A 25,491-nucleotide genomic window follows, 5' to 3' on the forward strand; every position below is an offset into this window, starting at 1 on the left:
ACTGACCGATTTCGATGAGCGGTTCCAGCCTACATCTGGCAGATGCTGAAAAGCGAAGAATTGAACGCTCTCAAAGTCCCATCTGGTGAGCAAGGATCGCTAGAGCTCTTCGATCAGTGAAAAAAATGCGCCGTCCGGATCACTAAAGACGACCTTGCGGCGTTTTCCAGCCATTGTTTCGCTGTCACTTACCCGACGCGCCCCATTGTCTTCGGCAAGGTGGCAAGCATCTTTGGTTGACTTGACCCTGATGCTTGGAACCCATGTTGCCGTCGAACCGTCTGGTCGATGCCTTCGATGTTGCGTAGCGACCGGGGTGCCCGACGGTCCGATTATGGTAACATCTTCCTGTTCCCTCTTGGGACAGACTCGCCAGCCAAAGAGCTCGGCGTAGAACAGTTCCGGGAATTCTTTCTCTTCGGTGAAGTAGACCTCGGGGCCGAATTGTCGGCAAGGCACCGGGAAACCATGCCTGGATAGTGAAATCCCCAGAAGCGCTCCGAGTGGATCTCGAATGAGCGCATTGCGCCCAACGCCTGGTACCTCGAATGGGGCCCGGACGTTCGTTCCTCCAAGCGTTTTGGCGCGCTCCACCGCCACGTCCACATCCGGGACTTCGGTGTAGGCGATCCAACCATTCGACTGCTTGGACGGGGTTTCGGCAAGTCCGGCGCCTGCTTCGTCATCGGAAAAGGCCAGGACAAAATCCTTCTCACCGCCACCCCAGGCAAAATCCGTTGCCCGCTCGATCTGGTACGTCCAATTGGTGATACGCTGGTAGAATGCCATCGAGCGCTTCCTGTCAGACGTGAAGAGATCATGCCATACGATTTGACCGACTTTCGACTGCGTCATCATCCTATCTCCTGACATCTTTGTGCTTCTTGACGCTTCGGACCATCTTACCGAAGGCCTTGTCGCGTGACCTGCGTTCGGCGAGGCTGGCAGAGTTAAACGCGTCTTCGGCCAAGAGTTTGCGCCATCTTTCCAGCCGCGAAGCATCTAGGGCACCTTCTTCGATAGCCTCCAGAACGGCGCACCCCGGTTCGGTTCTGTGCTGACAATCCTTGAAACGGCAGTTTGCGGCCAACTCCTGGATATCGGAGAAAAGGTTACTGATCCCCTGAACCGCGTTGGTGAGCTGCAACTCCCGCATACCAGGGGTGTCCAGAATCAGACAGCTATTGGGCATCGGATGAAGCTCGCGCCTTGTCGTGGTGTGCCGACCTTTTGCGTCATCCTCGCGGATGGCCTTGGTTTCGATGGCTTGGCTGTCGAGCAGCGAATTGGTCAGCGTCGACTTCCCGACTCCGGACGAACCGAGGAAAGCCACCGTCTTGCCCGGCTTGCACCAGTCGGCGAGTTCCGCCCGGGGCGCGCTGCCACGAGCATCGAGTGCAACTATGTCGATCAGGTCCGACACAGCACGGGCCGCGTCGATGTAGCGTTGCGGGTCTGTAGCCAGGTCGGTCTTCGTGAGCACGATAACCGGCGTGATCCTTGCCTCGAACGCCAGTGCGACATAGCGTTCGAGCCGGGCAATGTTGAAGTCCTGATTGCAAGACGTGACGATGAAGGCCGTGTCGATGTTTGCAGCGATCAGTTGTTCCTGGCGGTCGGTGCCAGGTGCGCGTCGTTTGATGAGGCTTTGACGCCCGAGCACCTGACTGGACCTCGGGCGATCCGGGTCCAGCATCAGCCAGTCTCCGACAGTTACATCGTGTCTGGGCGGAAGCATTGTTTCAATGTTCTCGCCAATGACGTGTACCGCGTTGCGATGTATTTCGACCACCCGGACTGGTGGTGTCGCGGCCAATTCGTCGACGCTTATTTGCTGGGCGAAGAAGGGCTTCCAACCCAGTGCCTGAAGAGGGCTGAGTTTTGCCTTGATATCGGTGTCACTTTGGCGCGGTGAAAGGAAATGGGAATAATCCCGTATCATTGCGTGTCAACTTTCATGTCTTGGCCGCAAGTTGGGCTTGGGCGCTGATGGTTTGGAAAAAGATTGCAACCCAACAGTCGCCGTCAAAAAAAGAGTGACGGCGTCATCTATCGAGGTTGGATTTGCACCGGGAGGCTCACTGCCTCCCTTCCTTACCGGGACATGAAATCTCCATTTCGGATGGCGGCTGTATAGGTTCAAATGATGCCAGACGCAACCGTATGCATGTGACAAAGACCGTTCCGTACATTCAAGAGAGCGGTTAATCGACCAGAGGAAAGGAATAAGCGTTTCGTTCGCTGACCCGCCTCTGATTTGGTTTCGCAATTGCCAAGTCGTTCCGCGTGTGGTGCCGCCGTGTCGAGGTCGTACAGCTTGTGTTCTCAGACCCGGGTTGACCGTTTCTTATCAACGTCCGTTTGAACCAGGCACCCCAATGACCGATTCAGGTAGCAACCTCCAGTTGGTCGACGGCGCCGTATTTAACTAGATGGCGACCGAAACCACGCACCCTCAATCCGTTGCGTAATGCTTTGACTTAATTCAACAGCTTCAGGCGGGCCAGCACGTCGTCCATGGCGTTCACATAAGGATGGCAGGTCAGCGAGACGACCTGTGTGAACTGTCCGCTGACATAGGTCCGGACAAAGTGGCCCTCCCAGGCGTCGCCCTTGCATCGCTTGATGTTCAGCTGATCGTGGCCCTTGTAGTTCACCGAGTACTTTCCAAGCGACACTTCGCTGAACGCGGTGCGATATTCGGCCTTGTTGGTGATGCTCGACACGCCCTTGAAGCTGCTTGCCGGAAACGGCTCTTCGATCAGGACATTCGCCCTGTCCGGCTCGCCCATATAGATCGACAGGCCGGTGGCCGGGTCATGAGTGTAATCGACGATGAACGTCGCGCCGGGTGAATACTCCTCGGCCTGACCAACATGTGTGTCCGAGCGGTCACCGTGAGTGGGGACAAAGCGATTGGCCAGCACCTCGCAGATCATGCGCCCCCTGATCGGGTCTTGTTGTGCCAGCACTTGCGAAGACAGCAAGATCAGCAGAATGGCGGCTATGGTCTTCATGGCAGGTATACTCCCAATCAGGAGTGTACCATAAAACCGCCTTCAGATCATCCGAGGGCTTCCAAACCTCAATTTGCCTTGCTGCCCCTTCACCCCCCGAAATCGGCCGATGTGACCTGACCGTCACCATCCTTGTCGACCTTGGCAAACCAGCTTTCGGTGCCGTTCAGGAATTCTTCCTGGCTGACCGATCCGTCGCCATCGACGTCGTTGAATTCGCGGCGCAGGCCGTTCACCGGGCCTTTCAGCCCCTGTGGGGCGTCGTTGGCCGCCATGTCTGCTGCGCGGGTTTCGTCGAACAGGTCGTATTCCGAGGGGTCCAGCACCTGATTCTCGTCCGCGTCGAACATATAGAACACGTCCGCGCGCTTTTCGCGGGCTTCTTCCAATGACACGGCACCGTCCCCGTCGTTGTCCCAGTTCTCGATGAAATGTGCGCCCGGAACCGGCGTTTCGGCCAGTGCAAATCCAACCACCAGAATGAATGCAGGTCCTGCTAGCAATGCGGGTTTCATGGCGTGATCTTCCTTTTCGTTTTCATGCCCTGAATGTGAAACGGATCAGCGCCGGATATCCGGCGCTGCCAGAATGACGCAGGTCATCCGGTCAGTTCATCAAAACATTCCAGGGCCTTGGCCGCATACATCATCGACGGCCCGCCACCCATCTGGATCGACATGGCCAGAACGTCGGCGACCTCTTCCCGCGACGCGCCCGCATTGACCAATGCCTCGACATGCAACGAGATGCAGGGTTCGCACCGAACCGCCACCGAGATGCCAAGCGCTACGTATTCCTTGGTCTTGTAATCCAGCGTGCCGCCTTCCTTGACGGCCTTGCCCAAAGCCCCGAAGGCGCGCGCGGTGTCGGGGATAGCCCCGTTCAGGTTCCGCAGGCCGGACCGGGTTGCGGACAGTTTCTCTTGCCAGTTCATGCAGGGTGCCCCTTTGCAAACATATCATTGTTTGCATGTGTAGGGCGCTGACCGGGCCGTCTCCTTGATCTTGATCAGGTGCGGGGCCTTTCCGCGATCAGGGCGAGGTTGTTTGCGGGCATCTCCACCACTTCGACCATCTCAAGGCCCGAGGCCTGGATCAGGTCGATCATGTCGAAATCGTCCTTGTAGCCGATCTCGGGGTCCTGCGCGGTCAGGGCCGCGTGGAACCTGGCATCGCCCTCGCTGGTCAGCTCTCCGGCGCGCATGAACGGCCCGTACAGAACGAATCGCCCACCGGGGGCAAGGGCCGCTGCAACCTCGCGGATCAGCGCCGTGGTTTCGGGCTGGCTGATGAGGTGCAGCAGGTTGATCAGGATGATCAGGTTCTGCCCGCCGTGGCGGGAGCCCCACCCCCCGGCCGTCGCATTCAGGTTCCGCGCGGGCAGGACATTCGCCAGATCCGTAGCATAGGCGTCGATGCTGGCCCGGCGCTCGGCGTCGACCTCGGTCGGCTGCCATGTGGTCTGCGGAAACCGCTCGGCAAAGGCGGCAACATGCTGTCCGGTGCCGCTGGCCAGTTCCAGCGCCTTGCCTTGGCTCGGCGCCACATGGGCCAGCAGGTCGCACAGCGCCTGCGCGTTGCGGCTGGCGGCCGGCGCCACCAGCCTTGCGCCGTCGCCCTGTTCGGCAACGCCGGCATTCGCGGGCAGCTTGCGCCGGGTCATGACCGCAACCTGTCCGGCCGCAGCGCGGCGACCACCTGTGACTCCAGTTCCGGCGCGTTGCCGACGGTCAGATCCGCCACCAGTCGCGACGCGGCAGGGGCGGATTGAAACCCGTACCCGCCCTGACCGGCGCACCAGACAAAGCTTGGCCGGGCCGGGTCGGGGCCCAGCACCAGCGATTTGTCGGGGGCAAAGCTGCGCAACCCGGCCCAGTTGGTTTCGACCCGCGTCACCGGTTCGGTGACCATTTCTTCGTACCGCGCCAGCCCCTCGGCCAGAACCATGTCGTCGGCATAGGCGTCATGCGGTTCAACCGGATCGGCATCGGCGGGCGAGACCAGCAGCTTTCCCGCGTCAGGCTTGGCATACCACGTCTCGCCAACCCCCATCAGCAGGGGCCAGCCGGTCACGTCATGCCCGCCCGGCGCGGGCAGGCGCGCCATCGAGCGGCGGCAGGGTGTGATGCCGATGGGATCGATCCCGGCCAAGCGGGCGATCTGATCCGCCCAGGCTCCGGCAGCATTCACGAGTGTGCGGGCCTCATACCGGCCGTTGGCGTCGACCCGCCAATGACCGTCACTGACGATACCGGTCACCTGTTTCCGGGTCAGAACCGACCCGCCATTGGCGCGGATCTGCCGCGCGAAATCCTGCAGCATCCGGTCGGTGTCGATATCCTGCGCCCGGCCGCAATAGGCGGCAAATGCGACAGTATCGGGATTCAGGATGGGCACGCGCGCAAAGGCGTCGTCCAGCCCGATCGGCTCCAGCCCGAGATCCAGACAGTCGGCATCGAATTGCGTCCTCTGATCGTGCCCGCCAATCAGCATCAGACCGCGCGGGCTCAGGTAACCGCCGTTTGCCGTGGTGTGGTATTCCGTGCTGGCCATGCTCAGGGCGACCACCGGCGGCAGGCCATAATTCGGCTCGAACAGGGCCGCCGACCGGCCTGACGTGTGATAGCCCAGCGCGTCCTCGGCCTCCAGCACGGTGACCGAGCCATGCTCGGACAGCCGCGCACCCGCGCTCAGCCCGGCAATTCCGCCGCCGATCACCAGAAAATCGATCATGCCTGTTCCTCCGTGCGGTCGGTGGCGGGCGGCGGTGTTTGGCTCAGCGCGGCGATCCGCGTGTAAAGTTCGGGTGACAATTCATCCGAAATCGCCGCCAGCGAGGGCGCAAGCTGTTCCGCGCTGCGCGCCGAGATGATCGGCAGCAGGCCCGCCGGATTGGCCGCGACCCACGCTACCGCAAGGGTCGCCGGGTGGGTTCCCAGCTCTGCCGCCAGATCGGCCAGCGCCCGTGCGGTGTCGTACATCCAGCTTTGCCCATACCGCACGGCATACCCCTTGTCCTCGGTCAGCCGCCCCTGACCCGAATTGGCGTATTTGCCGGTCAACAACCCCCCGCCCAGTGGGGAATAGGGCGCAACCGCGATGCCCTGATCGGCGCAGGCGGGCAGGATCTCGACCTCGGCCTGGCGTTTGACCAGATTGTACATCGGCTGCAACAGGTCGATACGCAGGTCGAACCCGGAGGCGACGCCCGCGGCCTTCATCACCTGCCATGCGGCAAAGTTGGACAGGCCGATATAGCGGATCTGCCCTTTTCGTTTGAACTCGGCAAAACAGGCCAGTGTCTCGGCCAGATCGGTGCCGGGATCGAAGCGGTGCAGGTACAGCGCATCCACCATGTCGAGGTTCAGCCGCCTGCGGCAGGTGTCGAACTGCGCCCGGATATTGTCGGGCTTTGCACTGTCATAGCCCACCTTGGTCGCGATCATCAGCCTGTCGCGATCCTGCATGATCATCTCACCCAGAAGCGTCTCGGCCTGACCGTCGGTATAGACAAAGGCAGTGTCGAAATGGGTGATGCCCGCGGCGCGGCTGGCCTCATACATCCTGCGGCTTTCGGCGGCGTCCGCGCGCCCGCCAAATTGCATCGTGCCAAAGGCGAACCGGCTGATCGGGGTTCCGTCGGGGGTGGTCAGTCTGGTGGTCATGGCCGGACCATTGCATGCCGGTGCTGGGTGGGAAAGAGCTAAGATTTTTCGCGATAACTTGCCTTTGCTCGATGCGGCGTCCCATAGTGCGCAAAAGAACATCTCAGGGGGAGAGAACGTGGACAGTCAGGCACTGCACCCGATCGCAACCGCACATATACCCGGTTACATGCCCGGTCCCGATGGCAGCGATCCGCTTTTCATCGGCGTCGCCATCGTGACCATCGGACTGATCGTGTTCATCGGCGCGATGTATTTCACGCTGCACTCCCTGCCCGAGCGAATGGCGCATCACGGCAATCACACACAATTCCAGGTCATCGGCATCCTCGCCCTGATCGCACTGTTCACGCATAACAACATCTTCTGGGTCGCGGCGCTGTTGATCGCGGCATTCCGGATGCCCGATTTCCTGACCCCGCTGCAGTCGATGGCGTCGTCGCTCAGCGGCATCCTCAGCCGCATACCGGGCGGGGCCGCGGCCGCGCCGGAACAGGCGGAGCCGCAGCCCCAGGCAGAGGAGGGTCAGCGCGATGTTTGAGCTTCTGATCTGTTCGCTTGTCACCATCCTGCCCGATTATCTCTATCGCCGCTATCGCCAGGGCAAGCGCTGGGGGCATGAGATCACCTTCTTCTCGATGTGGTACGAGTTGCGGCATGGCATAACGCTCTGTGCGGTTCTGACCATTTCCCTGATCACGCTGGTGTTTTTCTATCATCCGTCGGCCACCTCCGTGCAGTCTTTCTTTCGCACGGTGACGATCCTGCCCGAAACCGGCGGGCGTGTGTCCGAGGTGCATGTCGAGAACAACCAGTTCGTCGAGGCAGGCACGCTGCTGTTCCGGCTGGACGATGCCAGCCAGCAGGCAGCGGTTGAAACGGCCGGGCGCAAGGTCGAAGAGGTCGAGGCCTCCAAGGTCGTGGCACAGGCTGATCTTGCCGCCGCCATGGGCTCGGTCGCGCGGGCCGAGGCATCGTTGCAGCAGGCCAATGACGATCTGGCACGCGAGCAGGAACTGCTGGATCGCGGATCGAGCGCTGCGCGGGAAAAAGAGGTCGAACGTTTCACAAATCTGGTGGATATCCGCGAGGGTGAACTTTCTGCGGCCCGGGCGCAGCAACAGGCGGTCGAGGAAAACATTCGCGTGCTGATCCCGGCGCAGCTGGCCAGCGCAAATGCCGCGCTGGAACAGGCAGAGGCCGAGCTTGCCAAGACATCCGTCTATGCGGGCGTCTCGGGGACGATCGAACAGTTCACGCTGCAAGTGGGCGATTACATCAATCCGATCCTGCGCCCCGCCGGAATTCTGGTGCCCAGGGAATTCATCGACCGCCACCGCTATGTCGCCGGGTTCCCGCAAATCAGCGCCAGCGTGATCAAGCCGGGCATGTATGCGGAAATGGCCTGTCTGGCAAAACCCTTCACGGTCATTCCGATGGTCATTGTCGGGATTCAGGATGTGGTGCCGTCGGGCCAGCTGCGGCCAAGCGATCAACTGGTCGATCCGCAGGATTATCCGCGCCCGGGAACCGTGACCGTATTCATGGAGCCGATCTATGAGGGCCAGGCCGACGGCATACCCGCAGGTTCGACCTGCATGGCCAACGCCTATACCAACAACCACGACATCCTGCACCACGAGGATCTGAGCACCGGGCGCTGGGCATACCTGCATGTGGTCGACACGGTGGGTCTGGTCCACGCGATCCTTCTGCGTATCCAGGTGCTGCTTCTGCCCGTCAAGACGCTGGTGCTGAGCGGGCATTGAAAAAGGCCCGCCGGGTATCGGCGGGCCTTGGTTTTGCGGTCGCTTGGAACGTTACTGCGGAATGTCGCCTTCGATGCCTTCGACATAGAAGTTCATGCCGGCCAGCGTGCCGTCATCGGCGGTCTCGCCCTCGGCCAGCCAGTCGGAGCCGTCCTGCTTCTTCAGCGGGCCGGTGAACGGGTGGTAGGAGCCGTCGGCGATCGAGTCCTTCAGCGCCAGCGCCGAGGCCTTGACTTCGGCCGGAACCGCGTCCGTGATCTCACCGATGCCAACCATGCCTGCGCCGATGCCGTCCCAGGTGTTCACGGTTTCCCAGCTGCCGTCCATCACCGCCTTGGTGCGCGCGATATAGTAGGGCGCCCAGTTGTCGATGATCGAGGAGACACGCGGTTTGGGAGCGTATTCGCTCATGTCCGAGGCCTGGCCAAAGGTGATCACGTTGCCCGCGGCCTGCGCTGCGGCCTGCGGTGCGGTCGAATCGGTGTGCTGCAGGATCACGTCGGCGCCCTGTTCGATCAGCACCTTGGCGGCGTCGGCCTCTTTCGCCGGGTCGAACCAGGTATAGGCCCAGACGATCTTGAACTCGACATCCGGGTTCACCTTCTTGGCGTGGATATAGGCCGAGTTGATGCCCCGGATCACTTCGGGGATCGGGTAGGAGCCGATATAGCCGACGATGTTCGATTGCGTCATGTTGCCCGCAATATGGCCCTGCACCGCGCGGCCTTCATAGAAGCGGGCGGAATAGACCGACACGTTCGGCGCGGTCTTGTACCCGGTGGCGTGTTCGAATTTCACGTTCGGGAATTTCTTGGCCACGTTGATTGTCGGGTCCATGTAGCCGAACGAGGTGGTGAAGATCAGGTCGGCCCCTTCCAGTGCCATCTGGGTCATCACCCGCTCGGCGTCCGGGCCTTCGGGTACCGATTCGACAAATACCGTTTCGACCTTGTCGCCGAACTCGGCTTCGACGGCCTGGCGGCCCTTGTCGTGCTCATAGGTCCAGCCGCCGTCGCCCACCGGGCCGACATAGACGAAACCGACCTTGGTCTTGTCCTGCGCAACGGCGCCGGTCGCCAGACCGATCGCCACTGCGGCTGTTGCCAGAAGTGAAGTGATTTTCATGTGGTTACTCCCCAAGTTGGTTCAGTTGGCCACTCTTAATGAGTGGCGTGGAAGGACCGGCCGAGCGAGGCAGGCGCGCTGCTCTTGTCGGCCGAAAGGATCACAAGCACAAGGATCGTGATGAGATAGGGCGACATTGCCAGATACTCGACCGGGATGGCAACGCCCGCCGCCTGCAGGTTCAGCTGCACCACGGTCACGCCGCCAAACAGATAGGCCCCCAGCAGCACGCGCCACGGTTTCCAGCTGGCAAAGACCACCAGCGCCAGCGCGATCCAGCCGACGCCCGCCGTCATGCCCTCGGTCCACTGCGGTACGCGGATGAGGCTGATATAGGCCCCGCCCAGACCGGCGCAGGCGCCGCCGAACATGATTGCCAGAATGCGGATCTTGATCACCTTGTAACCCAGCGCATGGGCGGCATCGTGGTTTTCGCCCACCGCGCGCAGGATCAGGCCGACGCGGGTGTATTTCAGCACGTACCAGACCGCCGCGATCAACGCGATGCCGAGATAGAGGATAAGGTCGTGGCTGAACAGAATCGGGCCCACGACCGGCAGATCGCTGAGGACGGGAATGTCCAGCCGCCCCATCTGCGGCGGTTTGATGCCGACATAGGATTGCCCCATCAGCGCGCTCAGGCCCAGACCGAACAGGGTCAGCGCCAGACCGCTGGCAACCTGGTTGGCCAGCGCGATCTGGGTCAGGATCACGAACAGCAGCGACAGGATCGCGCCGCCGATGGCCGCCGCGACAAAGCCCAGCCAGGGCGAGCCGGTTTCGACCGAGATGGCAAAGCCGCAGATCGCGCCGACGATCATCATGCCTTCGACGCCAAGGTTCAGAACCCCCGCTTTTTCCACCACCAGTTCGCCAATGGCGGCCAGCAGCAGCGGGGTGGCGGCGACCATCAGCGAGGCCACCAGCAGGACGGGATTGATTGCAGACAGGTCCATGGATCAGGCCACCTCTTTGCGGGCCGCGCGAACGCGGTAGTTGGTCAGAAGATCAAGCGCCAGCAGGAAGAACAACAGCATCCCCTGGAACACCTGGATCGCGGCGGCTGGCAGGCCCAGGCTGCCCTGGGCGATCTCGCCGCCGATATAGGTCAGCGCCATCAGGCCCCCAGCCAGCAGGATGCCCACCGGATGCAGGCGGCCCAGAAAGGCCACGATGATCGCGGTAAAGCCATAGCCGACGTTGAAGTCGATCGAGATCTGCCCCGATGGGCCGGCCACCTCGAACAGTCCGGCAAGCCCAGCCAGCGCCCCCGACATTCCAAGGCAGAACAGGATCAGCCGCGCCGGGTTGACACCTGCGAATTTCGCGGCGCGCGGCGCTTCGCCGGTCAGCCGGATGTGGAACCCGGTCATGTGACGGTTCAGCAGCACATAGGCAAAGATCACCGCGACAAAGGCCGCGACCACACCCCAGTGCATGCCCGATCCGGCAAAGATCTCGGCGTTATGCGCGCTGGCATAGGATTGCAGGTTGCGCGAGCCGGGAAAGCCGAACCCTTCGGGGTTCTTCAACAGACCCAGCGAGACCGAGGCCAGCATCTGTTCGGCCACATAGACCAGCATCAGCGAGACGAGGATCTCGTTGGTGCCGAAACGCACCTTCAGAAAGGCCGGGATCATCGCCCAGAGCCAGCCGCCGAATGCGCCGGCGATCACCATGATCGGAAAGATGTAAAAGGCCTCCATCGGGTAAAAGGCCAGCCCCGCACCGGCGCCGAAAATGGCGCCCATGATGTATTGGCCTTCGGCCCCGATGTTCCAGATACCGGCGCGAAATCCCAGCGAAAGGCCGATGGCGATCAGCACCAGCGGCGCACCCTTTACCAGCAGTTGCGGGCGATAGAAGAACGCGAACTCGCCAAACAGCGGATCCCAGAAAATGGTCTTGATCGCCTCGACCGGGTTTTTGCCCAACGCGGCGAACAGCAGCCCGCCGAACACCATTGTCGCCAGCACCGCAACCAGCGGCGTCGCCATCGACCAGGCCTGTGACGGCTGCGGCCGTTTCTCCAGCACGATCATCTGCTCATCCCCCCATTGATTTCATCTTTTTGAAAAAACGCCCGCCAGCGGCGGCTGAATCTCTCAGACATGGGCCACCTCCATGCCATGGGCGCCGCCCATCATCAGGCCGATTTCGTCCACCGTCAGGCCCGCGGTGGTGCGCGGCGCGCTCAGGCGGCCCTCGTTCAGGGCGGCAAAGCTGTCCGATATTTCCATCAGCTCATCCAGGTCCTGACTGATGCAGACCACCGCGGCCCCCTTGGCCGCCAGATCCAGGATCGCCTGCCGGATCGCCGCCGCGGCGGCGGCATCGACGCCCCAGGTCGGCTGGTTGACCACCAGCACGTCGGGATTTTGCAGCACTTCGCGGCCAATCACGAATTTCTGCAGGTTTCCGCCCGACAGCGACCGGGCCGCATTGTCAGGCCCCGGAGTGCGCACGTCGAACTCCTTGATGATCTTCTCGGCAAAGCTCTGGGTTTCCGCCCATTTCAGAAAACCGTTGCTTTCCAGCCCTTCGCGCACCGATCCGGTGAGCAGGGCATTCTCTGTCAGGCTCATGTTGGGCGCCGCCGCATGGCCAAGACGCTCTTCGGGCGCCGTCAGCAGACCCAGCTTGCGCCTTGCGGTCGGCCCCAGCCTGCCGATCGGCTGACCGGCCATTTTCACCGCATCGGCGGCCGTCAGGATTTCGCCCGACAGAACGGCAAGCAATTCGTCCTGCCCGTTGCCGGCAACCCCGCCGATACCCAGAACTTCGCCCTTGTGCACCGTCATGTGCAGGTTTTTCAGTGCGGTTCCGAATTCAGTGGGCGACGGCACGCTCAGCCCGCTGATATCCAGCGCCACCTCGCCGAACTCGCGCCCGGACCGTTCCGGCGTCTGCAGGGCCGTGCCGACCATCATTTCCGCCATGTCGCGTGCCGAGGTATCCTTTGGCACGCATTCGCCCACATTCTTGCCCAGCCGCAGAATGGTGGCGTGGTCACACAGCGTGCGGATCTCTTCCAGCTTGTGCGAGATATAGAGGATCGAGGTGCCCTCCGAGCGCAGCTTTTGCAGCGTCTCGAACAGGATATCGACCTCCTGTGGAGTCAGCACCGACGTAGGTTCGTCCATGATCAGCAGCTTGGGGTCCTGCAACAGGCACCGGATGATCTCGACCCGCTGGCGTTCGCCCGCCGACAAGTCACCAACCGTCCGGTACGGGTCCAGCGGCAGGCCATAGGTTTCCGACACCTCGCGGATACGCGAGGCCAGATCGCTCATCTGCGGCGGGTTCTCCATCCCCAACGCGATGTTTTCCGCCACATTCAGCGCATCGAACAGCGAGAAATGCTGGAATACCATCGCGATCCCGTCGGCGCGCGCCGCGCGCGGTTCGGGCGGGGCATAGGTCTGCCCGCGCAACAGCATGGTGCCGCTGTCGGGCTTCACCAGCCCATAGATCATTTTCACCAGCGTGGATTTCCCCGCGCCGTTTTCCCCCAGCAGCGCGTGCACCTCGCCCTCGCCGATATCGAACGAGACGTTGTCGTTGGCCACGACGCCGGGATAGGCCTTGGTCAGCCCCTGCAATCTCAAAAGTGGTGTGGTCACGCGCTCAGATCCTTCTTCAAGTCGTTCTGCATTGCGGGGCGCAGCATTCGTGCCGCCACACCCACCGCGATCATCTGCGGATGTTTGCCCAAGGCGGGGTCGCCAATCGGGCAGGTGATCCGGCCGATCCGCTCGGGCGCATGGCCCAGCGCGGCAAGCCGCGATCTGAACCGCGCCCACTTGGTAGCCGAACCAATCAGCCCGGCAAAGCGGAAATCGTGCAAAAGCAAACGGTTGCACAGCTCCAGGTCCAGATTGTGCGAATAAGTCAACACCAGATGCTCGGCGTCGCGCGGTGCATGGCGCACCAGCTCCGCCGGCTTGGCCACTGGTACCGCCGTCACCCCTGCGGGGATCGCTTCGGGAAACCGCTCCGGCCCGGTATCGACCCAGGTGATTGCCAGATCGGGCAGTGGCGACAATACGTCGACCAGCGCCCGGCCCACATGGCCCGCACCCCAGATCCACAGCTTGCGCGCGCGCTGGTGCACCGGCTCGATCATCCAGCCGTCGACCAGTTGCGGTTCGGGCCGAACGCCCTGACCGCGTGCCTTTGCCAGCACGCGCTTGACCGCCAGCGGCATGGCGCTGCCACCGGGCGTTCGCGCGATCACCGTCTCCTCCAGCCGGTCCACCGCCGCCAGGTCATAAACCTCGCTCAGCAGGGTGACCGCACCGCCGCAGCATTGCCCGAGGTCGGGGCCCAGCGCATGCTGGCTCAGCCTTGCGGGGCTTTGCTGCCCGCGCGCCGCTTCGGCCGCCTGAAACTCCAGCGTTCCACCGCCGATGGTGCCCGACTGGCCACCATCCCAGACCAGCATCGCGGCCCCCACCTCGCGGGGCGATGATCCCCGGATGGCGGCAATGACCACCCGCACCACGCGCCCGTGGATCTTGACCGCCTCCCTCAAAGCCTCCCGATCAAATCCCATCGCGCACCCTCCTGATGCCGCGCCAGATCTCTTCCGCCGTGGCGGGCGCGTCCAGCGCCGGGTAAGCCTTGCCGCAGGCCGCCACCGCGTTCGACAGCGCCAGCCAGGCCGAGATGCCCAGCATGAAGGGCGGTTCGCCCACCGCTTTCGAGCGATAGATCGTGTCCTCGCGGTTTTGTCCGTCCCAAAGCGACACGTTGAAAATGTCGGGCCGGTCCGAACAGGCCGGGATCTTGTAGGTCGAGGGCGCATGCGTCGTCAGCCGCCCCTTGCCGTCCCAGACCAGTTCCTCGGTGGTCAGCCAGCCCGCGCCCTGTACATAGCCGCCCTCGACCTGTCCCTTGTCTAGCGCCGGGTTCAGCGAGGCACCCGCATCATGCAGGATATCGGTGCGCAGAATGCGGTTTTCACCGGTCAGCGTGTCCACCGCCACTTCGGTAATGGCCGCGCCATAGGCGAAGTAATAGAATGGCCGCCCATGGCCCTTGATCCGGTCCCATTCGATCTTGGGGGTCTTGTAGAACCCGGTCGCCGACAGGCTGATCCGGCCCTGATAGGCCAGCGCCGCCGCCTCGGCAAAGGTATAGCGGGCCTCGCCCACCTCGACATGGCCATCGCCAAAGCGCACCGATTGCGGATCGGCCTGATGCCGCTCGGCCAGGAAATCGGCCATCCGGTCGCGGATCGTGTCACAAGCCGCCTTGACCGCCATGCCATTCAGGTCGCTGCCCGACGAGGCCGCCGTTGCCGAAGTATTCGGCACCTTGGCGGTGTCGGTCGCGGTGATCTTGATCGCCTCCAGCGGAATGCCGAACCGGCTGGCCGCCACCTGCGCCACCTTCTGGAACAGGCCCTGTCCCATCTCGGTGCCGCCATGGTTCAGATGCACCGAGCCGTCCTGATAGACATGCACCAGCGCGCCGGCCTGATTCAGGTGCGTCAGCGTGAACGAAATCCCGAATTTCACCGGCGAAAAGGCGATGCCTTTCTTGACCACCCGGTTCTCGGCGTTCCATTTCTCCACCGCCGCCTTGCGCGCGGCATAATCCGACGAGGCCAGCAGCGCCTCGGTCATTTCATGCAGCTCGAAATCCTCGACCTCCATCCCGTATGGCGTGGTGTTCTTCATCTTTTCCGGAATGCTCCGGGAGCCAGCGCCCCCCTGCGATGGCGCGGCATAGTAATTCCGCCGCCGCAGCTCGACCGGGTCGATCCCCAGCGCGTGTGCGGCGTGGTCCATCACCCGCTCGATCGCGACCATTCCCTGTGGCCCGCCAAACCCGCGATAGGCGGTGGCGGACTGGGTGTTGGTCTTCAGCCGGTGGCTTTCGATCCGCGCATTCGGCAGCAGATAGGCATTGTCCGAATGCAGCATCGCCCGGTCGGCAACCGGCAGCGACAGGTCCTGCGCCCAGCCACAGATCGCGTATTGCAGGAACGAGACCCCCTGTATGTGACCCTCTGCGTCAAAGCCCGCCCGATACGAAATACGAAAGGCGTGGCGCTTGCCGGTGATGACCATGTCGTCATCACGGTCATAGCGCATCTTGCAGGCGCGGCCGGTGGCGCGCGCCGCGATGGCGCAGGCCACGGCCAGCGCGTTGCCCTGGCTTTCCTTGCCGCCGAAACCGCCGCCCATGCGGCGGGTCTCGACGCGCACGCCATGCATCGGCACGCCCAGGGCCTCGGCCACCTTGTGCTGAATCTCGGTCGGGTGCTGGGTCGAACTGTGCACCAGCATGTCACCGCCCTCGTTCGGCACCGCCAGCGCGGCCTGACCTTCCAGATAGAAATGCTCCTGTCCGCCCATCTCGAACGTGTCTTCGATGACATGGGCCGCGGTGGCGATGGCGGCCTCGGCATCGCCCTTGGCATAGATGCGCGGCCCTTCTTCGAACCGGCTGTCGGCGGCCAGTGCCTCTTCGACGGTCAGAATCGGGGTGTCCTCGGCATATTCGACCTTGCCCAGCCGCACCGCCTTGCGTGCCGCCAGATGGCTGGTGGCCACCACCAGAAACACCGGCTGGCCGACATAGTTCACGCTGCCGTCCGACAGCAGCGGCTCGTCATGGATCGAGGGCGAGACATCGTTGGCAAAGGGCAGGTCATCCGCCGTCATCACCAGAACAACGCCCGTGGCCGCACGCACCGCCGACAGGTCCATCGACGTGATGCTGCCCTTGGCAATCGGGCTTTGGCCAAAGGCCAGATGCAGCGTGCCTTTGGGTGTCGGGATGTCATCGACATACCGCGCGGTGCCCGCCACATGCAGGGGCGCCGCGTCATGGGGAAGCGGTTTGGTCACGCTCATGCCGTCACCTCCAATACGTTGGTCACTTCGCCCTGATCCTCGGCGAAATAGCGCTCCAGCATCGCGCGCGCGGTTTCCAGCCGGTATTCGGCCGAGGCGCGCATGTCCGTAAGCGGTGTGAAATCGTCGTCAAAGGCGGGCAGGGCGTCCCTGACGGTCGTTTCCGTCCACGGCTTGCCGGTCAGTGCCGCCTCGACGGCGCTGGCGCGTTTCGGGATGCCCGCCATGCCGCCAAAGGCGATGCGCGCGCCGGTTACCACGCCGTCCGAGACGGTGATGTTGAAACAGCCGCACACGGCCGAGATATCCTGATCGAACCGCTTGCTCAGCTTGTAGCATTTCAGCCGGTCCGCCTGACGGGCAAAACTGACGGCCTCGACAAACTCGCCTTTGGCCCGGTCCTGCTTGCCATAGTCGATAAAGAACTCTTCCAGCGGCAGGTCGCGGCGGGTATCGCCCTTGCGCAGATGCAGCGTGGCCCCCAGCGCGATCAGCGCCGGTGGGTTGTCACCGATGGGCGAGCCATTGGCGATATTGCCGCCCACGGTGGCGGCATGGCGCACCTGCACGCTGGCATAGCGGCGGATCATCTCGGCATAAGACGGATGCAGCCCGGCAATCGCCGCGCCCATCCGGTTCATGTCCACCATCGCGCCAAAACGCACCTGCGTATCGGTGATCTCGATCCGTTTCAGGTCGTCGCAGCCCGCCAGAAAGATCACCGGGTCCAGATCGCGCAACTGCTTGGTCACCCACAGGCCCACATCGGTCGCGCCTGCGACCAGAACCGCGTCAGGGTTGGCGGCATAGACCTCGGCCAGTTCGTCCGATGACCGGGGCATCATCGGCGAGGTGGCCTTGGTCGCAACCGGTTTGTCCTTGACCCAGACCGGCACCGGTTGGGCCTCGATCGCTTCCGCGGCGCGGATTATCGGGGCATAGCCGGTGCAGCGGCACAGGTTTCCGGCCAGCTGGGTGTCGTGATCGGTGGCGCCTTCGGCGTGGCTGGCGACCATCGACATCACGAAGCCGGGCGTGCAGAACCCGCATTGCGAGCCGTGATGCTCGACCATGGCCGCCTGCGCCGGGTGCATCTGGCCATCCGGGCCGCAGGCCCCCTCGACCGTGCGCACCGCCTTACCGTGCAGCTGCGGCAGAAATAGGATGCACGAGTTCAGCGCCTTGGCGCCATCCTCGTCCGTGACCATGACGGTGCAGGCACCGCAATCGCCTTCGTTGCAGCCCTCCTTGGTGCCGGTCAGCCCGCGTTCCTCGCGCAGCCAGTCCAGCAGAGTTGCGGTTGGCGAAATATCCGCCAACTCCACAGTCTCTCCGTTCAGAAGAAACGTGATCTTCATGAGTGAAACCCGTCGCCTTACCCCGTTGGCCCCAGTTGCCCTCCTTCGATGCGACGTAGAAAGAGGTGCGGGCTTATCGTCTTGTCTCAGGTTAGAAACAGCAGGTGCGATCTGGCAAGAAAAACCAATCGTCGGGACAGGCGGCGCACAGGGCCAGCGTCATTTTGTCCTGCCGATTTTTGACATAAGTCAATGAATGTAGAAGAAATTCCTGCAACATGCCCTGCTCGGCCTCGAAACACCTTCTGGATTTTCCGAATAATCAGGTTTCGTTTTTTGGGCATCGGGGGGTAGTCAGCCGATTGTCTGCGCCCGAGTCAAATCAGCGAAAACAGGCGCTGCACGCCGATGCAGATTGCCAAAACCCCCACCGCAATCGTCAGCGGGCGTTTGGGCGCCACGGCTGCCAGGCGTCCACCGACCAAAGCGGCAGGAACGCCCCCGGCCACCAGCCCGGCAACCGGGAAAAGCACGTCTTGCAGGTCGCGCCCTCCGCCCCATTGGCCCAGCTTGAACGTGGTCATCAGAACCGCAAATACGGTGATGCTGACCGCCAGCTCGGCCACCGCAGAAGATCCGATGGCCCGCCGAGGTTCATGCCCCGAACCGATCAGCGCGCTTGTCACGACCGGTCCCCAGCTGCCGCCAATTCCTTCGATCAGCCCGCCGGTCGCTCCGACTGCCGTGACCCGCCCTGACGCCAGAAAACTTGGCGACCGGCCCGAAAGGCCCCGCCACAGGATCAGGCTGCCAATCAGCAACAGGTATGACGAGATGAAGATCGTCAGCACCGGCCGTTTCAACTCGCCCAGGATCAGCGCCCCGACAATGCCACCCAGAATGCCGGCCACAGCCAGACGGACAACCAGTTTGCGATCGATGTTTCCGTTCAGCGTGTGTGACACGCCCGACGCGACACCTGTCGGAATCTTGGCTGCGTTCACGCTCGCCGAAACCAGCGGCGGCGGCACGCCCTGCGCCAGCAGAACCGATGATGAGATGATACCGAAACCCATGCCCAGAGCGCTGTCGGCAAGCTGTGCAAAAAAGCCCACAAATGCGAAAGTCAGGAACAGGTCCACCGCGACTCGCTGGAAAAGAGCCAAATCTCCGAATCGTTATTCCTGCGCGCAGGAAACTGCAATTTACATTTTGAAGCTCAGGCGCGACTTGAGTGATGGAAGCCGTGACCATGATCGCCTATCGTGACGCCATGAGCAGCACCCCCCGATTCATCCATCTTCGCGTTCACACCGAATATTCCCTTCTGGAAGGGGCAATGCGGCTGAAGAAGCTGCCCGGCCTGTGCGAAAAGATGGACATGCCCGCCGTCGCGGTGACCGATACCAACAGCATGTTTTCGGCGCTGGAGTTCTCCGTCGCCGCCAGCGGCGCGGGCATTCAGCCGATCATCGGCTGTCAGGTGGATCTGACCTATGTGCAGGCGCAGCCGGGCGAAAAGCCGAAATCCCCCGCGCCAGTGGTGCTGCTGGCCCAGTCAGAGGCCGGGTATGAAAACCTGATGAAGCTCAGCTCCTGCCTTTATGTGGACAACGGCGGGCAACTGCCGCAGGTCACTCTGGATGAGCTGGAACGCCACGCGGACGGGCTGATCTGCCTGACCGGCGGGCCGGGCGGCCCGGTTGGGCGGCTGTTGCAACAGGGCCAGCGCCCGGCCGCCGAGGCGCTGGTGGACAGGCTGGCCGCGATGTATCCCGACCGGCTCTATGTCGAGCTGCAACGCCATCCGGGCGAAGACGGACAGCCCGAGGCGGAACGCCTAACCGAACGCGGCCATGTCGAAATGGCCTATTCCAGAAACCTGCCGCTGGTTGCCACCAACGACGTCTATTTTCCGACCCCCGACATGTACGAGGCGCATGACGCGCTGATCTGTATCGCCGAGGGGGCCTATGTCGACCAGCAGGAAGGCCGCCGCCGCCTGACAGCGCAGCACTATTTCAAATCGCAACAGGAAATGATCACCCTGTTTGCCGATTTGCCCGAAGCGGTCGAGAACACCGTCGAAATCGCGAAACGCTGCGCCTTCATGGCCTATCGCCGCGACCCGATTCTGCCCAAATTCGCAGATGACGAGGTGCAGGAACTGCGGCGTCAGGCCAACGAGGGCCTGCAACAGCGCCTCGCGGTCATTCCCCATGCTGTGACGCCCGAGGAATATCAGGAACGGCTGGATTTCGAACTGGGCATCATCGAGGGCATGGGCTTTCCCGGTTATTTCCTGATCGTTGCCGATTTCATCAAATGGGCCAAGGATCATGACATTCCCGTCGGCCCCGGCCGGGGCTCGGGCGCGGGTTCGCTGGTGGCCTATGCGCTGACCATCACCGACCTCGATCCGCTGCGCTATTCGCTCCTGTTCGAACGCTTCCTGAACCCCGAGCGGGTCAGCATGCCGGACTTCGACATCGACTTCTGCATGGACCGCCGCGAAGAGGTGATCCGCTACGTGCAGGGCAAATACGGGCGCGACAAGGTGGGCCAGATCATCACCTTTGGTGCGTTGCTGTCCAAGGCCGCCGTGCGCGACATCGGGCGGGTGCTGCAGATGCCTTATGGCCAGGTGGACCGGCTGTCCAAGATGATCCCGGTCGAAGGCGTCAAGCCCGTTTCGATCGAAAAGGCGCTGAAAGACGAACCGCGGCTGCGCGAAGAGGCCCGCAACGAAGAGGTGGTGGAGCGCCTGCTCAATTACGGCCAGCAGGTCGAGGGGCTGTTGCGCAACGCCTCGACCCACGCCGCCGGTGTGGTGATCGGCGACCGGCCATTGGACGCGCTGGTGCCACTCTATCAGGACCCGCGCTCGGACATGCCCGCGACCCAGTTCAACATGAAATGGGTGGAACAGGCCGGTCTGGTGAAATTCGACTTTCTGGGTCTCAAGACGCTCACCGTGATCCAGAACGCCGTTGACCTGATCCGAAAATCGGGCCGCGACCTGCACGTAGCCGCCGACGGCACGCAGCTTTACGACCCGCCCGAAGGCGCGGTGAACGAGATCAACGCCATCCCGCTGGATGACGAGGCGACCTACAAGCTCTATTCGGCGGCAAAGACGGTTGCGGTGTTTCAGGTGGAAAGCTCGGGCATGATGGATGCGCTCAAGCGCATGAAACCCACCTGTATCGAGGATATCGTGGCTCTCGTGGCGCTCTACCGCCCCGGCCCGATGGAGAACATCCCCACCTATTGCGAAGTCAAGAACGGCTTGCGCGAGATCACGTCTGTCCACCCCCTGATCGACCACATCCTCGAAGAAACCCAGGGCATCATCGTCTATCAGGAACAGGTGATGCAGATCGCACAGGTGATGGCGGGCTATTCGCTCGGCGGCGCCGACCTGCTGCGCCGCGCCATGGGCAAGAAGATCAAAGAGGCGATGGACGCCGAACGCCCGAAATTCGAAAAGGGCGCGGCGGAAAACGGGGTCGACAAGAAAAAGGCCTCCGAGGTTTTCGACCTGCTGGAAAAATTCGCCAACTACGGCTTCAACAAGTCCCACGCCGCCGCCTATGCGGTGGTCAGCTACCAGACCGGCTGGCTCAAGGCCAATCATCCGGTCGAGTTCATGGCCGGTGTCATGAACTGCGACATCCACCTGACCGACAAGCTGGGCGTCTATTTCGAAGAGGTCCGCAAGGGGCTGGGCCTGCCTTATGTGCCGCCTTGCGTGAACCGGTCGCTGGCAACCTTCGACGTGGTGAATGGCGAACTGGTCTATGCGCTGGGCGCGCTCAAGAACGTGGGCGTCGAGGCGATGAACCTTGTGGTGCAGGGGCGGGGCGACAAGCCTTTCGTCAACCTCTTCGACGTCGCCCGCCGGGTCGATCTGAAAAAGGTCGGCAAGCGGCCCTTGGAAATGCTCGCCCGCGCCGGGGCCTTTGACCAGCTCGACCCCAACCGCCGCCGCGTCTTCGACAGCCTCGAGGCGCTGGTGCAATACTCGGCCGCGATTCACGAGCAGAAGAACTCGAACCAGGTGTCGCTGTTTGGCGAGGCCGGCGACGACCTGCCCGAACCGCGCCTCAGCCAGACCCCCGACTGGTTGCCCGCCGAGCGGCTGAGCGAGGAATTCAAGGCCATCGGCTTCTACCTTTCCGGTCACCCGCTGGACGATTACATGCCGTCGCTCAAGCGCAAGCAGGTGATGACGCTGGACGAGGTGACGGAAAAGGCCCGTTCCGGCCCGCTGATCGCCAAGATGGCCGGTGTCGTGGCCGGTCGGCAGGAGCGCAAATCCGCCCGCGGCAACCGTTTTGCCTTTGCCCAGCTTTCCGACCCCACAGGTGCTTACGAGGTCACGCTGTTCTCGGAAACGCTGGAGAAAAGCCGCGAGTTTCTGGAAACCGGCGCCCATGTGGTGCTGACCGCCGAAGCGACGATGGAGGCGGACCAGCTGAAACTTCTGGGCCGCTCCGTCGGCCCCATCGACGCCGCCGTGGCCGAGGCCGGTGCAACCGGCCTGCGCATCTTCGTGGACGAGGTTCAGGCCCTGCCCGTCGTCGCCCGGGTGTTGGAAGATGCGGCATCAGCGGCGCGCGGGGCCTCAAAGGGGCCGATCCAGCTCTGCCTGCTGGCCCCCGGCCTGCCCGGCGATGTCGAGATGGATCTGGGTCAGGATTTCCCGATCACCCCCCAGATCAAGGGCGCGATCAAATCGCTTGAAGGGGTCATCGACGTCGAGGAACTCTAGCCATCCCACCCCTTTGTGGAAATCCGGTTTGGACAGGGACACCTGTTCAAGCTACCATGGACAAAGAAGGATTTTCGTAGGGGAGGACGAGATGACCGAGTTCAGACATTACAGAACCCTGTGCGCGGCCCTTGCCGCCGCACTGTTCCTCGCGCTGCCACACATGGCCGAGGCCGACAAGAAAACGGACAACGCGGTCAAGGGCGCGCTGATTGGTGCCGGTGTCGGCGCTCTGGTCGGTGACAGCAAGGGCGCTGCCGCCGGCGCCGTGGTCGGGGCCATCATCGGCGCCAACAAGGATTGACGAGTTACACGGGCCGAACCACCGGTCCCGAGTTCAGGAGGTTGCCTGCCATGCACGGGAAATGGATTTTCAACGGGGCTGCACTATTGACGATCACCGCCACGCCCCTTCTGGCCGATGCCGAAGCCGAACAGATGGTAGAGGACGCGATGCCGGTCATGTATCACACCTGCGCCAGCGTCATCGAAGAGGCGGACGGCGATGACGAATACGTCGTCGAGGTGGTCCGGAAAATGGCCGCGCTGTCACTTTATAACCGCGAGGTGAATATCGAGGACCACGCCGCCACGGACGCCGAAAAGGCGGCTCTTCGCCAGACCTTCATCGACGCTTTGCGGGCAGGGTGCGAAGGCGATCAAGACGCCCTTCTCGCCGGTGTGGTCGATGACGCGGTGAAATCCTCGTTGGGCCTGTGATCCGGTAATGCCCTGAATTTTCTGGCGTACGGCCCGAGAAATCTCGATTGCGCACAGACAGGTCTCAATCTGGACAACATCCTGAGCGATAGGCAGCTTTGAGGCTGACTACTTATGGGTGCAAAGCATGTTTCGATTGATTTACAGGCAACGTCGCCGGTTGCTGTTTGGGACGTTCTTTCTGATGACCAGCGGAATCATTCGATACTCAAACGAGTATCCGGGTCAATTTGATGAAATGGCGTCTGTCAGTGGCCCGGCGATAGCGTGGCTGGCAATGGGGTTGACCTTGCTTATAGCAAGCGGGGCCGTTTTTGCAGGGCTTGCACTCTTCATCCTGATATTCCGCCGCATGCGCATGATGGTCGAAATCGTGCCATTTTGGCTCGTTTTAAATGAAACGTTCAATCCGGCGCAATCGATGGTGGATCTTTTTGGTCTGCCTGCGGCGATGACCGGGATTATCAGCCTCGTGATATTGCTGACCTTCATTTCCGTCACCTACGGGGTTGTGCTGGATCGATTTCGCTTTGGTCTGGATTGGAAATCCAAACGGCGCGTGCGCGTAAACCGCCCTATCGAGGAAGTTTGGAGTGCATTTGCAATAGCTGATCATGGAGCTGAGCCGAATTGGAATCCTGTCCTGTACGAGGCCAGACCAGTTCCCGATGACCCGAATAGTTTCGACGTTTATTACACGATGGGTCCGTCCATATTTCAGCACCAGCGGCAGACCGTTCTGAACAGCGAAGCGCCACGGCACTATCGCTATCGATTTTCCGGAAACATCAGCGCGAAAAACCATCGACTGACCGATGGAGAGTTCGACGTGACGCTTGAACCCGATGGCAAGGGTGGAACCTGCGTCACGGCCTTCCAGCACAACAAGGCCATGCTGCCGCGCAATGCCCTGGAACTTTGGTTTGACGATCAGCTTGGAGACGCCCTCGACGGGTTTGCCGCTCGATTACGCGGCAAGCGCGACTGGTCAATGACTGGTTTGTGGCAACGCAAGGTTCTCAGCCTGTCATAGGGGCTGAGTTCCTTGCTTAGTAGTGCGGCGGGCGTTCGTCGCCCAGCACGATCCCGCCCGATCCTTCCTGCTCGCGCGCGGCCTCGCGCTGCATCAGCATCTCGACACGGCGGGTCAGCCGGTCGATCTCGGCCTGTTGGCGCGCGACCACGGCGCTCAGGTCATCGACGCTGCGCGTCAGGTGCGCGATCTGTTCCTCGAGATGCTGCATCGGCTGGCCCCCTGATTGTGCTGCCCCCGCTCATACAGGCGCGACGTCACACTTGCCAGCCCCGCCACCCAACGCAAGGCTGAAAAGCAGGAGGGGACCGCCATGACCATTCTGACAGACATCACCGGGCCGATCACCACCATCGCCCTCAACCGCCCCGAGGCGCGCAACGCGGTCGATCCCGCCACGGCGCGGGCGCTTTACGCTGCGTTTCTCGCCTTCGAGGCGGACGAGACGCAACAAGTCGCCATTCTGACCGGCACGGGCGGCTATTTCTGCGCGGGCTTCGATCTCAAGGCGGCCGGATCGGGGCAGGCAGATGGCTGGATTTCCTCGCTGGACATTCCCGCCGGCTGGACCGACCCGATCCATGACCCGCGCCCCGGCCCGATGGGGCCGTCGCGGTTGATGCTCTCGAAACCGGTCATCGCCGCCATCGAAGGCCCGGCGGTGGCGGGCGGCATGGAACTGGCCGCGTGGTGCGATCTGCGGGTGATGGCCAAGGGCGCGGTGACCGGCGTGTTCTGCCGCCGATGGGGCGTGCCGCTGATCGACGGCGGCACCGTCAGGCTGCCCGCGATTCTGGGGCAGGGGCGGGCCAACGACCTGATCCTCACCGGACGCCCCGTCGACGACGCCGAGGCTTTGACCCTGGGCTTTGCCAACCGGACCTGCCCCAAGGGCGAGGCTCTGGCGGTGGCGCAGGATCTGGCCCGCGATCTCGTCCGCTTTCCGCAGGCCTGTCTGCGCGCCGATCACCTGTCGGCCCGGATGCCGCCCGCCGATCTGGCCGCCGCCCTGCGCCGCGAATGGCGCTCGGCCGCCGCATTCACCGCCGAGGGGCGCGCGGGCGCGGCGCGGTTTGCCTCGGGCAGGGGGCGGTCGGGCGATTTCCGCGAAATCTGACGGAACGGCCAGGGGAATGACCCGACATGCGGGCCTGCGGCAGCGCATTGCCTTGCCCCTGCGTGGACCATCGGCTAGACCGCGCGCGAAACAGGAATATCCGCAAGG

General features: G+C 62.6%; 24 protein-coding genes. 7 read left to right on the forward strand and 17 right to left on the reverse strand.

Annotation, left to right across the window (positions count from 1 at the left end; translation table 11 throughout):
• Positions 1 to 99: 99 nt before the first annotated feature.
• The 8 genes from AC2FLX_RS01745 to AC2FLX_RS01780 all read right to left on the reverse strand — a co-directional run bounded on the left by AC2FLX_RS01745 (position 100) and on the right by AC2FLX_RS01780 (position 6,681).
• A complete protein-coding gene (locus AC2FLX_RS01745; RefSeq protein ID WP_496875367.1) occupies positions 100 to 873 on the reverse strand; it encodes a VOC family protein in 774 nt (257 codons plus the stop codon).
• Positions 860 to 1,696: a ribosome small subunit-dependent GTPase A gene (gene rsgA / locus AC2FLX_RS01750; RefSeq protein ID WP_480747807.1), complete on the reverse strand. Its 837-nt coding sequence runs from the start codon at positions 1,694 to 1,696 to the stop codon at positions 860 to 862. The genes AC2FLX_RS01745 and rsgA overlap by 14 nt, the downstream gene beginning before the upstream one ends.
• 784 nt (positions 1,697 to 2,480) lie before the next feature.
• A complete protein-coding gene (locus tag AC2FLX_RS01755; protein ID WP_480747806.1) occupies positions 2,481 to 3,017 on the reverse strand; it encodes a hypothetical protein in 537 nt (178 codons plus the stop codon).
• Positions 3,018 to 3,106: 89 nt separating this feature from the next.
• Positions 3,107 to 3,532, reverse strand: a complete 426-nt coding sequence (locus AC2FLX_RS01760; protein ID WP_480747805.1) for an EF-hand domain-containing protein — start codon at positions 3,530 to 3,532, stop codon at positions 3,107 to 3,109.
• An 83-nt stretch (positions 3,533 to 3,615) separates the two neighbouring features.
• Positions 3,616 to 3,951, reverse strand: a complete 336-nt coding sequence (locus AC2FLX_RS01765; protein WP_496748050.1) for a carboxymuconolactone decarboxylase family protein — start codon at positions 3,949 to 3,951, stop codon at positions 3,616 to 3,618.
• 74 nt (positions 3,952 to 4,025) lie between these two features.
• On the reverse strand, positions 4,026 to 4,679 hold the full coding sequence (locus AC2FLX_RS01770) for a DUF938 domain-containing protein (RefSeq protein ID WP_496811154.1): 654 nt from the start codon (positions 4,677 to 4,679) through the stop codon (positions 4,026 to 4,028).
• A complete protein-coding gene (locus tag AC2FLX_RS01775; protein ID WP_496811153.1) occupies positions 4,676 to 5,749 on the reverse strand; it encodes an NAD(P)/FAD-dependent oxidoreductase in 1,074 nt (357 codons plus the stop codon). Before AC2FLX_RS01775 ends, AC2FLX_RS01770 begins: the two co-directional genes overlap by 4 nt.
• A complete protein-coding gene (locus AC2FLX_RS01780) occupies positions 5,746 to 6,681 on the reverse strand; it encodes an aldo/keto reductase (RefSeq protein WP_496811152.1) in 936 nt (311 codons plus the stop codon). The genes AC2FLX_RS01775 and AC2FLX_RS01780 overlap by 4 nt, the downstream gene beginning before the upstream one ends.
• Before the next feature lie 118 nt (positions 6,682 to 6,799).
• On the opposite strand from AC2FLX_RS01780, the gene AC2FLX_RS01785 reads away from it, so the two are divergent.
• Both AC2FLX_RS01785 and AC2FLX_RS01790 read left to right on the forward strand, forming a co-directional pair.
• Complete coding sequence (locus tag AC2FLX_RS01785; RefSeq protein WP_480747800.1) at positions 6,800 to 7,222, forward strand: hypothetical protein; 423 nt, start codon at positions 6,800 to 6,802, stop codon at positions 7,220 to 7,222.
• A complete protein-coding gene (locus tag AC2FLX_RS01790) occupies positions 7,215 to 8,450 on the forward strand; it encodes an HlyD family secretion protein (protein ID WP_496748161.1) in 1,236 nt (411 codons plus the stop codon). The genes AC2FLX_RS01785 and AC2FLX_RS01790 overlap by 8 nt, the downstream gene beginning before the upstream one ends.
• 51 nt (positions 8,451 to 8,501) lie before the next feature.
• Here AC2FLX_RS01790 and AC2FLX_RS01795 read toward each other — a convergent pair whose 3' ends face one another.
• The 8 genes from AC2FLX_RS01795 to AC2FLX_RS01830 form a co-directional block, all read right to left on the reverse strand.
• Complete coding sequence (locus tag AC2FLX_RS01795) at positions 8,502 to 9,575, reverse strand: BMP family ABC transporter substrate-binding protein (RefSeq protein WP_480747798.1); 1,074 nt, start codon at positions 9,573 to 9,575, stop codon at positions 8,502 to 8,504.
• 35 nt (positions 9,576 to 9,610) lie between these two features.
• Positions 9,611 to 10,531: an ABC transporter permease gene (locus AC2FLX_RS01800; RefSeq protein WP_480747797.1), complete on the reverse strand. Its 921-nt coding sequence runs from the start codon at positions 10,529 to 10,531 to the stop codon at positions 9,611 to 9,613.
• A gap of 3 nt (positions 10,532 to 10,534) precedes the next feature.
• Positions 10,535 to 11,617 (reverse strand): ABC transporter permease, encoded by a 1,083-nt coding sequence (locus tag AC2FLX_RS01805; RefSeq protein ID WP_496748158.1) that lies wholly within the window; start codon positions 11,615 to 11,617, stop codon positions 10,535 to 10,537.
• A 63-nt stretch (positions 11,618 to 11,680) separates the two neighbouring features.
• Positions 11,681 to 13,198: an ABC transporter ATP-binding protein gene (locus AC2FLX_RS01810; RefSeq protein ID WP_496811151.1), complete on the reverse strand. Its 1,518-nt coding sequence runs from the start codon at positions 13,196 to 13,198 to the stop codon at positions 11,681 to 11,683.
• Positions 13,195 to 14,130 (reverse strand): xanthine dehydrogenase accessory protein XdhC, encoded by a 936-nt coding sequence (gene xdhC, locus AC2FLX_RS01815; protein WP_496811150.1) that lies wholly within the window; start codon positions 14,128 to 14,130, stop codon positions 13,195 to 13,197. Before xdhC ends, AC2FLX_RS01810 begins: the two co-directional genes overlap by 4 nt.
• Entirely contained in the window at positions 14,120 to 16,441 is a 2,322-nt protein-coding gene (gene xdhB / locus AC2FLX_RS01820) for a xanthine dehydrogenase molybdopterin binding subunit (protein ID WP_496875368.1), read from the reverse strand. The genes xdhC and xdhB overlap by 11 nt, the downstream gene beginning before the upstream one ends.
• Entirely contained in the window at positions 16,438 to 17,799 is a 1,362-nt protein-coding gene (xdhA, locus tag AC2FLX_RS01825; RefSeq protein WP_496748152.1) for a xanthine dehydrogenase small subunit, read from the reverse strand. The genes xdhB and xdhA overlap by 4 nt, the downstream gene beginning before the upstream one ends.
• Positions 17,800 to 18,116: 317 nt before the next feature.
• Complete coding sequence (locus tag AC2FLX_RS01830) at positions 18,117 to 18,905, reverse strand: sulfite exporter TauE/SafE family protein (RefSeq protein WP_496810820.1); 789 nt, start codon at positions 18,903 to 18,905, stop codon at positions 18,117 to 18,119.
• A 107-nt stretch (positions 18,906 to 19,012) separates the two neighbouring features.
• Here AC2FLX_RS01830 and dnaE point away from each other — a divergent pair, with 107 nt between their 5' ends.
• The 4 genes from dnaE (at position 19,013) to AC2FLX_RS01850 (ending at position 24,266) form a co-directional block, all read left to right on the forward strand.
• On the forward strand, positions 19,013 to 22,513 hold the full coding sequence (gene dnaE, locus AC2FLX_RS01835; RefSeq protein ID WP_480748081.1) for a DNA polymerase III subunit alpha: 3,501 nt from the start codon (positions 19,013 to 19,015) through the stop codon (positions 22,511 to 22,513).
• 91 nt (positions 22,514 to 22,604) lie between these two features.
• On the forward strand, positions 22,605 to 22,817 hold the full coding sequence (locus AC2FLX_RS01840) for a YMGG-like glycine zipper-containing protein (protein WP_496810819.1): 213 nt from the start codon (positions 22,605 to 22,607) through the stop codon (positions 22,815 to 22,817).
• 50 nt (positions 22,818 to 22,867) lie between these two features.
• Entirely contained in the window at positions 22,868 to 23,233 is a 366-nt protein-coding gene (locus AC2FLX_RS01845) for a hypothetical protein (protein WP_480747789.1), read from the forward strand.
• A 184-nt stretch (positions 23,234 to 23,417) separates the two neighbouring features.
• Positions 23,418 to 24,266, forward strand: coding sequence for an SRPBCC family protein (locus AC2FLX_RS01850; RefSeq protein ID WP_496810818.1), 849 nt, complete (start codon positions 23,418 to 23,420; stop codon positions 24,264 to 24,266).
• Between the two features lie 16 nt (positions 24,267 to 24,282).
• On the opposite strand, the gene AC2FLX_RS01855 is transcribed toward AC2FLX_RS01850, so the two are convergent.
• Positions 24,283 to 24,477 carry a SlyX family protein gene (locus AC2FLX_RS01855; protein ID WP_480747787.1) on the reverse strand — a complete coding sequence of 65 codons (195 nt, stop codon included), beginning with the start codon at positions 24,475 to 24,477 and terminating at the stop codon, positions 24,283 to 24,285.
• A 102-nt stretch (positions 24,478 to 24,579) separates the two neighbouring features.
• On the opposite strand from AC2FLX_RS01855, the gene AC2FLX_RS01860 reads away from it, so the two are divergent.
• Positions 24,580 to 25,383 carry a crotonase/enoyl-CoA hydratase family protein gene (locus AC2FLX_RS01860; RefSeq protein ID WP_496810817.1) on the forward strand — a complete coding sequence of 268 codons (804 nt, stop codon included), beginning with the start codon at positions 24,580 to 24,582 and terminating at the stop codon, positions 25,381 to 25,383.
• Positions 25,384 to 25,491 lie beyond the last annotated feature (108 nt).

It is taken from the genome of Ruegeria sp. YKSF57 (assembly GCF_059612585.1).